The organism is Psychrobacter sp. H8-1 (assembly GCF_904846575.1).
GTDB lineage: Bacteria > Pseudomonadota > Gammaproteobacteria > Pseudomonadales > Moraxellaceae > Psychrobacter > Psychrobacter fulvigenes.
On the sequence record NZ_CAJHBG010000001.1, the window covers coordinates 2,868,329 to 2,882,320 of the forward strand.

Below are 13,992 nucleotides of genomic sequence, written 5' to 3' on the forward strand. Positions count from 1 at the left end.
ATATTATTTTTGTGCATTCTCTTGACTGCTTTTGGGCTGCTTACGGTTTTTGAAGCCACGCCATAAGCCCTCATGTTGTTGTTTGGGCATTTTTAAGGTAATGCTATTAGAGAGCATATCTTGTACCGCCAAACCACGGCGATTAAATAAGCAAAACACATAATTAAAAATTAAGCCCAAAAATGCGCTGGTCAGCAAGATGGCGCGAGAGCCACCGATCAAACTACCGATAATACCAAACAATAATGGCATCAAGCTGGCAGCCAAGATACGTTTGAACGACTGTCCCCACGTCAATAAGTGCCCTGCATTGTTTACGGTCTTTAAACGCCACGTCTGCATACCCAATGTCTGCCCACCCCGACGCCAAAATATCCCATAAAAACCTACCAAAGTCAGGATAAAAGACGGGGTCATGACAAAGTTCTGATACCAAGTGGGCAGCGACTGCGCTTGTGATGATTCGGTACCCGTCTCCATGGTCAGCAGCGTGCCAATGACTGTCAGCATTGTCCCTACCAAAAACAATAACGCCAAAATCAGCATACCATCGTAAACGATAGCCACGATTCGGGTCGTTGGTTTGGCAATCACAGGCTCTTCGACGACAGGCATTTGCTGTGGCGAGTGTTTGCGCTGAGATTTTGATTTAACAGTAGCTTTTGAGGTACTTTTTGACATGATACAAGCTCATAGCAAGCAAAGAATAATGGCACTATTGTACCGTAATTCAGGCGCTTAGCGTACATTAACATCAAAGAAGGTTTGATAAGAAAGGCATTAAAATACTTAGGCTTAAAAGCTTAAACTTAAAAGAAGGAAATGATCACTATAAAAATAACAGACACAAAAAAATCGCCAAATTGTCGTTAGACAGGCGATTTATTTAGGATTTCGTTAAGCTTTATTACTATATTAATAATGTAAGCTAGTATGCAAATGGTGCGCCTGGAGAGATTCGAACTCCCGACCCCTTAGTTCGTAGCCAAGTGCTCTATCCAACTGAGCTACAGGCGCGTATTTTGCACATTATCTGCTGTTTTTTAATGAACATTTACAGCAAATTAGGTTGGCTATTATATAGATAATCCAGATGATGTCAATAACTTTTGATACTTAAAACAAAATATATTTTTATTTTAACTAAAAAAACTATCTAACATCGATATACTGCATTTTAAATCTAACAATAAACCGAATAAATGGCGGTGAAGGAGGGATTCGAACCCTCGATACGCTTACACGTATGGTTCCTTAGCAGGGAACTGGTTTCAGCCACTCACCCACTTCACCGAACGATTTAAGACACTTATCAAAATATTTTATAAAAATACTTCTCTAAATACAGTATCGATGCTAATGATACGTCTTATGTCGTGGGCGAGTATTATAACAAAGCCGAAACGAATTGCAAGCGTTGTCTACAGATTTAGCCCTGCTTTTGCCATAATTATCGATTTAATTAATTTTAGGTATTTTTGATACTTAAAATTGCCATTTACAGCCATAAAAAACAGCAATCGATAGGTTCAACAGACTCTTTTAAGCGACAGAGACATAAGAAGTTTACTGCGGTGGCTTTTTTGCTATTGTGTGGCTATAGTATTTGTTATTCAACTTAGCCATAAAGGAGCGGTTATGCGACCAGTAGTATTATGCTTTTCAGGATTGGACCCCTCAGGTGGTGCGGGGCTACAAGCAGACATAGAGTCCATCGGAGCGACAGGTGCTCATGCTGCCATCGCCTGCACTGCCATTACTGTGCAGAGCTCACAGCAAGTTTTCGGGTTTGAGGCCTGCTCAGCGACATTGGTAAAAGATCAGGCGACGACCGTACTCAAGGATTTGCCTGTGCGAGTCATTAAGTCTGGCATGATGGGTACAACGGATAATATCTCGATGCTGACCCATCTGTTTGCTGAGCACACTATCAGTGAAGAAACTCCTTTCGTTCTTGATCCTGTACTAGTTGCCAATAGTGGTGGTAGCTTGGGCGATGAGCAGACGCTGGTCACAGCGTTTAGAGAACTGCTGCCTTATGCCACCCTAATCACTCCAAACACTCACGAGCTAAGGGCATTAAGCGGAGAGCAAGATCTGCACAGCGGAGCGAAAAAACTATGTGCCCAAGGCACGCATGCCGTGCTGGTCAAAACCTCGCATGACTTTGACAGTGGCGACATCGAACAGTATTTGTATATCAAGGGCGAGATGATCCACCAAAGCACCTTGCCGCGCCTAGACGGTGAGTTTCATGGCTCTGGTTGCTCACTTGCCAGCTTTATCGCTGGACGCTTAGCAATGGGTGACGAGCTAATCGATGCTGTAAAAGCTGCTGATCACTGGATTACGCAAACCCTTAGAGCGGCAGATAAACCGCATCCTGAAGACAGCAGTGCACAATTGGTACCGAATCGTTTTATAAGTGTGCAAAACTAAGCTTCGGTAAAGTATGATCTAAATCATAGCAGCAATAAAAAAGACGCTCAATTTGAATTGAGCGTCTTTTTTTGGCAGATATTTACTTTAAAAACAATTAAGTCTAAATCTGCATTAACCCAGCGTTGCCTTTAACCCAACATAGGCAAGAAGCTTGCTGCGAGACCGCCAATAAACATTTCGAGCAGAATAAACGCCAAAAAGGCAACCATCGGTGACAGATCCAGCATACCTAAATTGGGCGTAATGCGGCGAAACGGTGCCAAAATTGGCTCTGCTAAGCGCATGATAATACCGATGATTGGATGCATAGAGTTGGTAAATACCACAATCCAGCTGACAATGATAGAACCGATCACTAAGTAGCGACACATGCGCAAAAAGTCTAGAATCAGACTGAGCGACCCTTGAAAGAATAATGGCAGCGGTGCGATACCTTGATGGGTGAGCGCGGCTTTACCAGAGATATCAATTAAGCGAATCAAAAACATCAGTACAATCGCGGCGATACTGATGCGTCCTTGCCCGACGGTTGGAAAAATACGACCAAACACATCGACAATGCCTGTGGCCTTATAAGCTGGGCTGATCATAGGATCACGTGCATCCATCCCTGCAAACTGCAGCATAAAACGGATGAATATCAGCAGCATGGCGAAGGTAGTAATTAAATCAAAAACTTGTAATAACATATTATTCATGAAGCGCTACTCAATGTGCCATTATTAACAGATGCTGTTACAGCAGTGGGGTTTTATAAAAGAAGCTGATTACTCAGAGTTTTACTCGCTTACTTCATCTCTTCACTAAGCGCTTGACTACGATCGTAGCAGGCTTGCATGGCCTCGCCAATTTGACGGCCAATCTCATTGGCTTGCATGGACTCAATAGCAGCTTGGGTCGTGCCTTTTGGTGACATGACTTTGCGGCGTAGCTCGGCTGGACTATCATCACTATTGATGGTCATCTGGGCTGCGCCCAATACCGTCTGCATCGCCAACTCTGATGCTTGCTCTTTATCCAGCCCTAAAGCGACTGCGCCATCAATCATCGACTCGATAAAGTAAAAGACATAAGCTGGTGCAGAGCCTGCAACCGCCGTTACTGCGTGCATATGCGTTTCATCATCGACCCACATGGCCAGACCAGAAGCCTCCATGACGGCTGTCGCCAGCTGCTTTTGTGACTCGCTGATATTATCGGTAGCATAAAGACCAGTTGCTCCCATTTGTATTTGAGAGGGCGTATTGGGCATGGCTCGGACTATATTGCGATAGCCACCTAGCATGCTCGATAGAAGCTCAGTTGATAAGCCTGCGGCAACTGAGATAACCAATTGACTGTCTAAAGCATCCGCAAACTCACTGACCACCTCTCTCATGACTTGTGGCTTGACCGCCAGTACCACGACATCAGCTCCAATAACTGCAGCCTTTGGATCTGCAGTTGAATCAACGGTATTCATGTTCTGATCTGAGTATTGCTGACGGGTTGCGGCACTAGGTGCTGATACTGTAATCAGCTCAGGCTTGACACCGCAGGCAACAAGCCCGCTGATTAGAGCCTGTGCCATATTCCCGCCACCGATAAAGCTGATTTTTTTATTATCTAATACTGACATGAGCATTTCCTACTAACAAAATTCAAAAGTATTCAAGATGCGATATAAAATGACAGTCAGTTTACCATACTGACATGGCAGCTGTTTGATAAATTATGATGACCTTCAGTCACCTAAGTGCAGAACCGCAAGTGTCTGACTTGCGTAAAGCTACTGGCTTTAAATACTGTTATAAACATCAATTAACATACATTTCGTCAGTCGCCACAGCAAAAAATAGCAATCTAATTGACCCACTAATCATAGATATGTAAGGTGTTTTTTATGACAAAAGCGAGTTGCTGACCCACTTTATCTGCATCTGGCTTTTTAACGCCTAGCGCCCAGCTTTCAAAGGGTGATAGCAACAATAGCGGCAAGCCATCATCAGTATCGATATCACTATTGATACTGATGTTACTATTCATGACACTGACAACCACCAAGCTGTCACGTAGCCACACGGGAATACCCAAGGTTTGATAGAGCTTTTTACCTGACTGCGGGCGGGTGGTAAGCGCTGTTTGCACACGCTGCTGCCGACCTAAAGGCGTGATTCGTAGGGCAATCTTATCTTTAGCATTATTTTTATTGCTAATAAATGATTTTAAGTCTGCTGAGCCATCCTGATAGATCAATAAAAGCTGTAAATGGCTGAATAACTGCGATACTGCATCCGCTACAAACTCTAGTTGCCAACGATGACGCTGACCTGTGCGTAAGCTGATGCTAGAACAAATGCTCTCAGACAAGGTATGTGTCTGCTCTATTGCTGGCTCGGTCAACCCTGCTAGCCAAGTATGACTAAGTCGATATAATTGCTGGCGATAACGACGGATACTGTACTGCTGAGTACGTCCTTGCCAATCTAATTGAGTTTGATGATCATGATCGTCACGCTGAGTGAGGGTCAACACATCATCTACCAGCTGCTTCGATGGTGGCAACGGCTCATCTTGCGTTAGCCAATAATGTAGCAATTGCCGCTGCCGATAAATAGGCAATGTGTGCAACTCATCAATATTTAGCACGCGCTGAGCTGAAGAACATTCTAAAGCACTGATGGCAGTCTGCTGTAAATCTTGCTCAGCTTGCGCACTAAGGCTAGCCTGAGCGTCAGTAAGCAGCTGGGCACTACGGGCGATATTTTCGATGACATTGGTATTATAAGCTGATAGTAAAGGCAACACTTCGTGACGCAAGCCACTACGCACATTATCACCGCTGTCATTGGTAGGGTCATCAATATATGGCAGTTTGAGTTGCTCTGCATATGCAGTAATGGCGGTGCGGCGGACTGACAACCAAGGCCGCCATAATATATTGCGCTGCACGCCCTCCTCTTGTACCCGCCAAGATTGCATACCTGACAAGCCATTTACCCCTGCCCCTTGTATCAAACGCATCAATACCGTCTCAGCTTGGTCATCAGCGTGATGCGCAAGCAACAAAACATCCTCTTGATTGATATGAGTGCGCATGGCTTTATAACGTGCCTGCCTTGCCGCTTGCTCATCCGTTCCTTGTACTTTTACCTGCAACACCTGACAGGGTAGCTGCTGTACTTGTGCCCACTTAGCAACGTGCGCGGCCCAGTATCTACTATCTGCTTGCCAGCCATGATCGACATGCAGTAACTGCGGTAAAAATGGCAGTTTGCCTTGCCGATATAACTGCAAGCATAACGCCGCTAAGGCTAAAGAGTCACGGCCACCGCTACAGGCCAGCCAAATACGGCGACCTTGCAACTGCGTACGATACTGAGCCACACTCTCCAATAAAGCCTCGGCAAGTGCTTTATTTATCGGCGAGTGGGTTGCGATTGGCTCGATAGGGTATTGACGAATGGCGCTGCTGGTCATAATTTATTTCTTCCATAAAAAAACGCGCTACAAGGTAGCACGTCTTATTTTAGCATTAAGGTCGATAAGTGTCAGATGCTTAGCAAGGTAGCATGACTTCTGAGTTAAAGGACTTGAGCTTTTCATAACGCTGTTCACAACGAACATCAGCGTCCATGTCCTTAATTTCATCCATCTGCTCTAATAATAGCGCCTTAAGTGAGTTCATCACTGGCTGCGGATGCACATGCGCACCCTCACCTTCTTCGATAACTGCATCAATCAAACCCATTTGATACAAATTAACCGCGTTTAATTTCAATGCTTCACTGGCATCTTGCGCTTTTTCGGCAGTCTTCCACAGAATAGACGCACAACCTTCAGGTGAGATGACTGAATAAATGCTGTTTTCTAGCATATTCACTTTATCGCCAACCCCAATTGCCAGCGCACCACCTGAACCCCCTTCACCAATGATGGTGACGATCACAGGGACTTTGAGACTTGAGAATACCGCAATACTCTCAGCGATGGCTTGCGCCTGGCCACGCTCTTCAGCACCAACACCAGGATAAGCACCTTGAGTATCGACAAAGGTCATGACTGGAATATTAAAGCGCTCGGCCATTTTTATTAAGCGTATCACTTTGCGGTAGCCTTCAGGATTGGCCATCCCAAAGTTATGCGCGATGCGTTCACGAGTGCTGCGACCGCGATGTTGTCCAATGACCATGACTGGCATGCCATCTAAACGTGCCAAACCACCAATGATGGCTTTGTCATCTGCATAGGCACGGTCGCCATGCAATCTATCAAACTCTGTAAATAGGTTATTTACATAGTCCATAAATAATGGACGTTTGGCATGCCGTGCAAGCTGAACGCTATCCCAGACGGTACTCATAGACGTTTCCCTTTTGTCGTTTTATATGGTTTATATAGTGTGCTACTAGGTATAGTAATAGAGTTGAGCATTAAACAAGCATAATAAGTACACCTGTAAACTCAATAAAACTTATAGTAGCACAATTTATATACCCGTGGCATTACTGCTCACTGTGCATTTTGTAATAGTTATAGGTTAAATCCTAAGTGTCTTTATCCCTTTGCCTCAATCACACTGAGTTTGATGCCCCATTTTGCAAATTGCTCCACCTCAGCACCTAAATCGGACAACAAGAACGCATAATGCTGCTTGTCCGTTTCGGCGGTGATTTGCCAATGATTGCTGCTCATGATTTTTAGCTGTAATAAAGGCAATTCATATTCACTACGGCTATGATGCGCGAGCACCGCTAAGCGTAGTAGCAAGCATAGATATATCAACTGATTGCCACCGATATGACATACTTGTTCAAGCATGTCTGCTTTTAGCTTACGTCTATGACTGAGCATCAGCTGCGCCATGCGTTTTTGATCGACCTGCGAGAATCCTGGAATGTCTGAATATTCAAGCAAATAGGCACTGTGCTTATGATAACTACTGTGACTAATCGCTAGACCAATCTCATGCAAATAGGCCGCACGTCTCAATACGTCAGCATCATCATTGGTCAACTGCAAATCATCTTTCACTTGTTTGAAGAGATGCTTGCTGGTTCTGACCACTTGTCTGGCTTGTTTTTTGTCTACTGAATAGCGTTTGATGAGTGCCAAGACACTACGGTCACGAACATCTTCACTGGCCAAGCGTCCAAGCATGTCATACATGACTCCTTCACGTAGGGCGCCATCAGAGTAGGTAATGGTCTCGATACCTAAGACTTTCATGGCAGCACGCAGTACGGCCACGCCTGCAGGGAATACCGCCTTACGGTGCTCTTTGACGCCTTCTAACTCAATGTCTTTGACGTCACCGACTTTGATCAATAGCTTTTCTAGTTTTTTGATACCTTCATAAGTAATGCGCTCTTGATCATCGGACCAGCCTTTGGATACCAATACATTGCGCACCGCTTTAATCGTGCCGCTCGAACCAAACACACTGCTCCAGCCCGTCTTTTGATACTGACCATTAATGGCGAGTACCTCTTTACGCGCAGATGCCATCGCCTTATTAAAGGCATCCTTGGTAATCTGCCCATCGGCAAAAAACTTTTGGGTATAGGCCACACAGCCCATCTGCATACTTTCGGTCAATAAGGGTTCAAACCCTTGACCAATGATAAACTCAGTAGAGCCACCACCAATATCAATCACCAAACGCTTATCGCTACTGGCATTGGTATGTGATACCCCAAGATAAATCAAGCGTGCCTCTTCGCGCCCAGCGATAATCTCAATCGGCTTCGGCAATATCTCATTCGCACGTGTGATAAAGTCATTGGCGTTTTTTGCTTGACGCAGCGCATTGGTCGCAACCACACGGACACGCGAAGCAGATACTGAGTCCAGACGGGCGACAAAACGACTCAAGCAATCAAGACCACGCTTTTCAGCAGCAGCGCTCAACACATTATGCTCGTCTAGCCCTGCAGCCAGTTGTACCTTTTCAGACATGGAAACGACTTTTCGTACCTCACCATGATCAAGACGGGCGATGGCCAAATGAAAGCTGTTGGAGCCAATATCAATCGCAGCCATCAGTTCATCTTCTGCGAGCGGTGGGTTTTCTAGATAGTTATGAGGCATAAAAAAATAATTACCGTGTAGGCTAGGTGGGTTATCTCAATCTATGAAAGCGGGCTTTATATCGCTGATGCGACTATCAGTGCCCATCACTCTCACGCATTATAGGCAATCTATAGACAGTTTTCGCCATTAAAACACTTCTAAGAAACACTGGCAAGCGAAGCTTGAACTTGATAGTCAGCTTAGCAAGCAGGTTTTAAAAAACGAATGCTAAGTCACATGCAATTGCTTGTATTCACTATGACCCTTTGTTACATTCTAAATGAAGAATATTACTAGGATACGCCCTAGTTCACCAACATTCAGCAAAGGACGCTATCATCATGGATAAGGCTGCTACTCAAGCACAGAGTACCGATCAACCTGCCGATATCGAGGCAAGCAAAAACACTGATATTATCAAAAAAGACACGCTGGCTAAGCAAAGCTTCTACGACTTTTATTTAGAGGAGCATCAAAACATGGCTTGTCGCCGTTTGCACTTTGCAGGCAGTAGCTTTGGCCTATTGGGACTGGCAAAGTCGGTCAAAACTCGTTCACCAAAACCCTTACTCAAAGGCATTGCAGCTGGATATGCTTGCGCCTGGGTTGGTCATTTTTTCTTTGAAAAAAACAAGCCCGCTTCTTTTAAATTTCCACTAAAGAGCTTTGTCAGCGACTTTCGTATGTATACTGATGTGCTACGCGGTAGGCTCAGCTTAAAAGATCGTGAGTTTGATAAAATTTAGCGTGTTCAACAGATCCCAAGGATACATAAGCACAAAAAAACCAGCACAGCGGCTGGTTTTTTATTTTAAAGGCTTAAAGCTACAAATAGCTCGGTTACGCTTTTGCCATTTCTGCAAAGATTTCGTCAGCCGCTTTGATCGATGCTTCGATGTCTGCATCGCTATGCTTGATAGACATAAAGCCCGCTTCATAAGCAGACGGTGCAAGGTAGATACCACGATCTAACATACCATGGAAGAAGGTATTAAACACCTCCATATCGCACTCTGTCACGTCATCAAAGTTCTGCGGGACCGTCGTCTCACTGTCTCTGACAAAGAACATACCAAACATGCCGCCCAACTTATTGGTACGCAGATTGATACCATGCTTGTCAGCTGCCGCTTGAAAACCATCAACCAGCTTGTCTACCTTCGCTGATAGCTCATCATAAAAACCCTCTGCCGTTAAGTCTTCAAACATGGCAATACCAGCACGCATCGCCAATGGGTTACCTGATAACGTACCGGCTTGATAGACACCGCCAAGTGGCGCGATGCAAGACATGATTTCTTCTTTACCACCGAAGGCACCGACTGGTAAACCTGCACCGATGATTTTACCAAAGCAAGTCAAGTCAGGGTCGATACCGAAATGCGCTTGTGCGCCGCCAAGTCCGACACGAAAGCCCGTCATCACTTCATCAAAGATAAGTACCGCGCCATTGGCGGTACACTCTGCACGCAAAGTATCGTGGAACTCTTGAGTCGGGATGACCATGTTCATGTTGCCAGCGATCGGCTCCAAGATAACGCAAGCAATCTCATCACCCCATTTTTCAAAGCAGTCTTTTATCGCTTGCGGATTGTTATAAGGAATCGTAATAGTATGCTTAGCAAAATCCGCTGGTACGCCTTTTGACGTTGGCTCACCAATATCAAGCATGCCCGAGCCTGCTTTTACTAGCAGACTGTCTGAATGCCCATGATAGCAACCTTCAAACTTGACGATTTTGTCACGCTGAGTATAGCCACGTGCCAGACGAATCGCACTCATGGTCGCTTCTGTGCCTGAGCTGGTCATACGAATCATCTCAACGCTGGGTACGATTTCGCAAATTTTATCTGCAACCGTGGTTTCAAACGGTGTTGGTGTACCAAAGCTTAAACCGTCGTCAGCTGCTTTTTTGACCGCATCGATTACTTTTGGATGCGCATGACCCAAAATCATTGGCCCCCACGATCCGACATAGTCGATATAGGCATTGTCTTCGGTATCATAAATTTTGCTGCCATTAGCACGGTGCATAAAGATAGGCGTACCACCTACCCCTGCAAAGGCACGGACGGGTGAGTTTACGCCACCTGGGATATGTTTGCGGGCTTGGGCGAAAAGTTGTTCGTTTTTAGTACTCATAATAATGACTCTTTATAAACGTATTGATAAAAGGGTGGATCAAGACTTTTTAAGCAAAAAAATGAGCTGAACCCATGGTTTGTCTTAGGGCTTACAACTCATATTTATCGTACAAAATTATTCATTACGTCTATCTTACCAAAAAAAAGTGAGCTCATCTGAGCTCACTTTGTATCTGGCTTACAAAATCCTGTTATAACCGCTAATTATTATAACTTAGCCATCATAATCGTCTGATCAAAATAAACGACCTCTACTCTACTCCAGTCGTACTTTCTTTAGGTAGCTTGTCAAGATCAGGCGTCTCTGGCTCTTTGTTTTTGGGAGAGAATGCATCTAGGCGTCCTTGTTCGTACTCTAACCAGATAGCATTAACAATAGCCAATAATACCGCAAACCCTAGCCCCAACATCCAGGCAAAATACCACATACTTATCTCCTTAATTTAGTAAAGCGTATGATCGTTTTCACGAATATAAGCAGCAGTGACTTTACCCCGCATGACACTATAAGCCCAGCCTGTATAAAACACGATGAGCGGCACCAAGAATACGACTGCATACAGCATGACCATCAAGGTTAAATGGCTAGACACACTATCCCAAATCGTTAAGCTGGAATTTGGGAAAGAAGATGACGGCATAATGAACGGAAACAGTGCAATACCTGCCGTCATGATGACACCCAGAACGGCAATACTTGAGCTAACAAACGCCGTCAGTGTCTTGCTAGCTTTTAATAGCAACGCAGTAACGAGTGGCATTAACACACCTAATACAGGGAAAGCCCATGCCCATGGATAAGTAGCAAAATTCGTCATCCAACCACCTTGCTGCACGGCAACCTCTTTGGCTAGTACGTTCGGCAGGCCGCCTGGATCAATCGTTGATGTAATGACATAACCATCAAGCGTTTGTACCCAAAACCCAGCGCCAACAAACAGCACCACCATCGCCACAGCGGAGATTATGCTGTAGCGAATCGTACGCTGCTGGATGACACCTTCGGTACGGTGAGCCAAATAAGCGCCGCCTTGCATGATGAGCATGGTTGCACTCACTAAACCGGCCAAAATAGCAAATGGGTTTAGCAGCTGCCAAAAGTTGCCAGTATACGTCGACAAAAGATTGTCATCAAAGCTGAATGGCACGCCTAAGAACAGATTACCAAACGCCACGCCGAATACCACAGCGGGAATAAACGAGCCGACAAACAGCCCCCAATCCCAAGCGTTGCGCCATCTTTGATCTTTGACCATGCTGCGGTATTTAAAACCAACAGGACGGAAAAACAGCGCCCACAACACCGCCATCATCGCCCAATAAAAGCCACTAAAAGCCGTGGCATAGACCATAGGCCAAGCAGCAAATAATGCGCCACCTGCGGTGATGAACCACACTTGGTTACCCTCCCAATGTGGTCCAATGGTGTTGATAATAATTCGGCGCTCTTCGTCATTTTTTCCAACGAAAGGCAATAGGGTACAAACCCCCATGTCGTGACCATCCATGATGGCAAAACCAATCAGTAACACCCCAACGAGAAGCCACCACATAATTTTTAGCGTTTCATAATCAAACAACATGAGTCACCTCCTGATCCGCTGAAGTCGGCGTTACATCGCGAGGGGTCTCACCATCATAACGTCCTGTACCCAAACTGGCAGGTCCTAACTTCACATACTTAATCATCAGATATACCTCGATAATAAGCAGCACGGTATAGAACCCGACAAACCCAGCCAGTGACCAATAAACGTTCGCTATACCAATGTTCGATGTCGACACATAGGTCGGTAACACCCCATAAATAGTCCAAGGCTGACGGCCATACTCAGCCACCACCCAACCAAGCTCAGCGGCTATCCAAGGTGCTGGCAACATCACAACCGCCCATTTCAGCAGCCATCTCTTTTCAGTAAAGGTGCCTTTGACGCTGTACCATAAGCTGACGGCAAACAGTGCTAGCATCAAGAAGCCCAAGCCCACCATGATACGGAAAGACCAAAACATCGGCGCGACTCTAGGAATGGTATCGTCCGTGGCTTTTTGTACCATCTCAGGCGTGGCTTGCGAGACATCAGCCGTATATTTTTTGAGCAATAAACCAAAACCTAAGTCATCTTTAACTTTATCAAACTCATCTCTTAAAGCCATATTGCCAGTATCTTGGCGTAACTGCTCTAGCAAGGTTACCGCTGTGATGCCTGTGATAATCCGCTCACGGTTTACCTCTTTGATTTCATGAATACCAGGGATTTCTGTATCAAACGAGCGCGTACCAATTATCCCCATGGCATAGGGAATCTGCAGCTCCCAGTTGTTTTTTTGTTCTTTTTCATTGATGCTCGCAATCAAGTTAAACGGCGCTGGTGCAGGCTCTGTATGCCACATGGCCTCCATCGTTGCCAATTTGGTTTGCTGCGCTTTACCCACCGAGTAGCCTGACTCGTCACCCAGTACGATAACACTACAGATGGATGCCAGACCAAAGGCCGCTGCTACCTGAAAGCTACGCTTAGCAAACTCGACATCACGTTTGCGCAGCAAATATAATGCTGAGATAGAAAGCACAAATACCGAACCGACGACATAGCCTGCCGATACGGTGTGTACAAATTTGTTTTGAGCATCTGGGTTCAAGAGAATGGCGGCAAAGTCAGTCATCTCCATTCGCATGGTTTGATAGTTGAACTCTGCACCGACAGGACTTTGCATCCAGCCATTGGCAATCAAAATCCATAGTGCCGACAAGTTGGTACCTATCGCCATCAAAACTGTGACTACTAAGTGCTGAAAGCGAGACAGCCTGTCCCAACCAAAGAAGAATAAACCCACCATAGTGGATTCGAGGAAGAATGCCATCAAGCCTTCGATGGCTAGCGGCGCCCCGAAGATATCACCCACGTACTGCGAATAATACGACCAGTTAGTACCAAACTGGAACTCCATGGTGATACCCGTGGTAACACCTAAAGCGAAGTTGATACCAAAGAGCTTGCCCCAATAACGGGTCATGTCTTTCCAGATCTGTAGCCCAGTGGTCACATAGACTGTCTCCATAATAACAAGGATCCAGACCATGCCTATCGTGAGTGGGATAAACAAAAAGTGGTAAAGTGCGGTCACCGCGAACTGCAAGCGGGATATATCTACTAGTTGTTCAGTAATCATACTAAACTCCCTAAAAATAAGGACTCACAAACCAGGCCCAATCGCCCTAAAAAATCATATAGAAAAACCCCGTTACCTCTCTCTTGGTGTAACGTTTCTCTATATAATCCATTGATTGGCCTAACTGCTCACCCTATATTACTCATAGGATTTTGCCTCTTTATTTATATACATCCATTTATAT

General features: G+C 45.2%; 12 protein-coding genes and 2 tRNA genes. 2 read left to right on the forward strand and 12 right to left on the reverse strand.

Annotated features, from left to right (window positions below):
• Positions 1-3: 3 nt before the first annotated feature.
• The 3 genes from JMY01_RS11870 to JMY01_RS11880 form a co-directional block, all read right to left on the reverse strand.
• Positions 4-681, reverse strand: coding sequence for an RDD family protein (locus tag JMY01_RS11870; RefSeq protein WP_201576032.1), 678 nt, complete (start codon positions 679-681; stop codon positions 4-6).
• Positions 682-940: 259 nt separating this feature from the next.
• Positions 941-1,017 (reverse strand) — tRNA-Arg (locus tag JMY01_RS11875).
• 186 nt (positions 1,018-1,203) lie between these two features.
• Positions 1,204-1,293 (reverse strand) — tRNA-Ser (locus JMY01_RS11880).
• 345 nt (positions 1,294-1,638) lie between these two features.
• On the opposite strand from JMY01_RS11880, the gene JMY01_RS11885 reads away from it, so the two are divergent.
• Entirely contained in the window at positions 1,639-2,439 is an 801-nt protein-coding gene (locus JMY01_RS11885; protein WP_201576035.1) for a hydroxymethylpyrimidine/phosphomethylpyrimidine kinase, read from the forward strand.
• Positions 2,440-2,570: 131 nt separating this feature from the next.
• Here the strand turns inward: JMY01_RS11885 and JMY01_RS11890 are convergent, their stop codons facing one another.
• From JMY01_RS11890 to ppx, 5 genes are all read right to left on the reverse strand, one after another.
• Positions 2,571-3,140, reverse strand: a complete 570-nt coding sequence (locus tag JMY01_RS11890; protein WP_201576038.1) for a YggT family protein — start codon at positions 3,138-3,140, stop codon at positions 2,571-2,573.
• A gap of 89 nt (positions 3,141-3,229) precedes the next feature.
• On the reverse strand, positions 3,230-4,060 hold the full coding sequence (proC, locus tag JMY01_RS11895; protein ID WP_201576041.1) for a pyrroline-5-carboxylate reductase: 831 nt from the start codon (positions 4,058-4,060) through the stop codon (positions 3,230-3,232).
• 236 nt (positions 4,061-4,296) lie between these two features.
• The gene (tilS, locus tag JMY01_RS11900; RefSeq protein ID WP_201576042.1) at positions 4,297-5,901 is read right to left on the reverse strand and encodes a tRNA lysidine(34) synthetase TilS; all 1,605 of its coding nucleotides are present in this window, start codon (positions 5,899-5,901) and stop codon (positions 4,297-4,299) included.
• Between the two features lie 79 nt (positions 5,902-5,980).
• A complete protein-coding gene (locus JMY01_RS11905; RefSeq protein WP_201576043.1) occupies positions 5,981-6,784 on the reverse strand; it encodes an acetyl-CoA carboxylase carboxyltransferase subunit alpha in 804 nt (267 codons plus the stop codon).
• A gap of 194 nt (positions 6,785-6,978) precedes the next feature.
• Positions 6,979-8,511: an exopolyphosphatase gene (gene ppx, locus JMY01_RS11910; RefSeq protein ID WP_201576044.1), complete on the reverse strand. Its 1,533-nt coding sequence runs from the start codon at positions 8,509-8,511 to the stop codon at positions 6,979-6,981.
• A 323-nt stretch (positions 8,512-8,834) separates the two neighbouring features.
• Here ppx and JMY01_RS11915 point away from each other — a divergent pair, with 323 nt between their 5' ends.
• A complete protein-coding gene (locus JMY01_RS11915; RefSeq protein WP_201576045.1) occupies positions 8,835-9,239 on the forward strand; it encodes a DUF962 domain-containing protein in 405 nt (134 codons plus the stop codon).
• 94 nt (positions 9,240-9,333) lie between these two features.
• Here JMY01_RS11915 and hemL read toward each other — a convergent pair whose 3' ends face one another.
• From hemL to JMY01_RS11935, 4 genes are all read right to left on the reverse strand, one after another.
• Entirely contained in the window at positions 9,334-10,635 is a 1,302-nt protein-coding gene (hemL, locus tag JMY01_RS11920; protein WP_201576046.1) for a glutamate-1-semialdehyde 2,1-aminomutase, read from the reverse strand.
• A 253-nt stretch (positions 10,636-10,888) separates the two neighbouring features.
• Positions 10,889-11,065, reverse strand: coding sequence for a cytochrome bd-I oxidase subunit CydX (cydX, locus tag JMY01_RS14470; RefSeq protein WP_201576049.1), 177 nt, complete (start codon positions 11,063-11,065; stop codon positions 10,889-10,891).
• Positions 11,066-11,080: 15 nt separating this feature from the next.
• Positions 11,081-12,217, reverse strand: a complete 1,137-nt coding sequence (gene cydB, locus JMY01_RS11930; protein ID WP_201577607.1) for a cytochrome d ubiquinol oxidase subunit II — start codon at positions 12,215-12,217, stop codon at positions 11,081-11,083.
• Positions 12,210-13,808 carry a cytochrome ubiquinol oxidase subunit I gene (locus tag JMY01_RS11935; RefSeq protein ID WP_201576052.1) on the reverse strand — a complete coding sequence of 533 codons (1,599 nt, stop codon included), beginning with the start codon at positions 13,806-13,808 and terminating at the stop codon, positions 12,210-12,212. The genes cydB and JMY01_RS11935 overlap by 8 nt, the downstream gene beginning before the upstream one ends.
• Between the last annotated feature and the right edge of the window lie 184 nt (positions 13,809-13,992).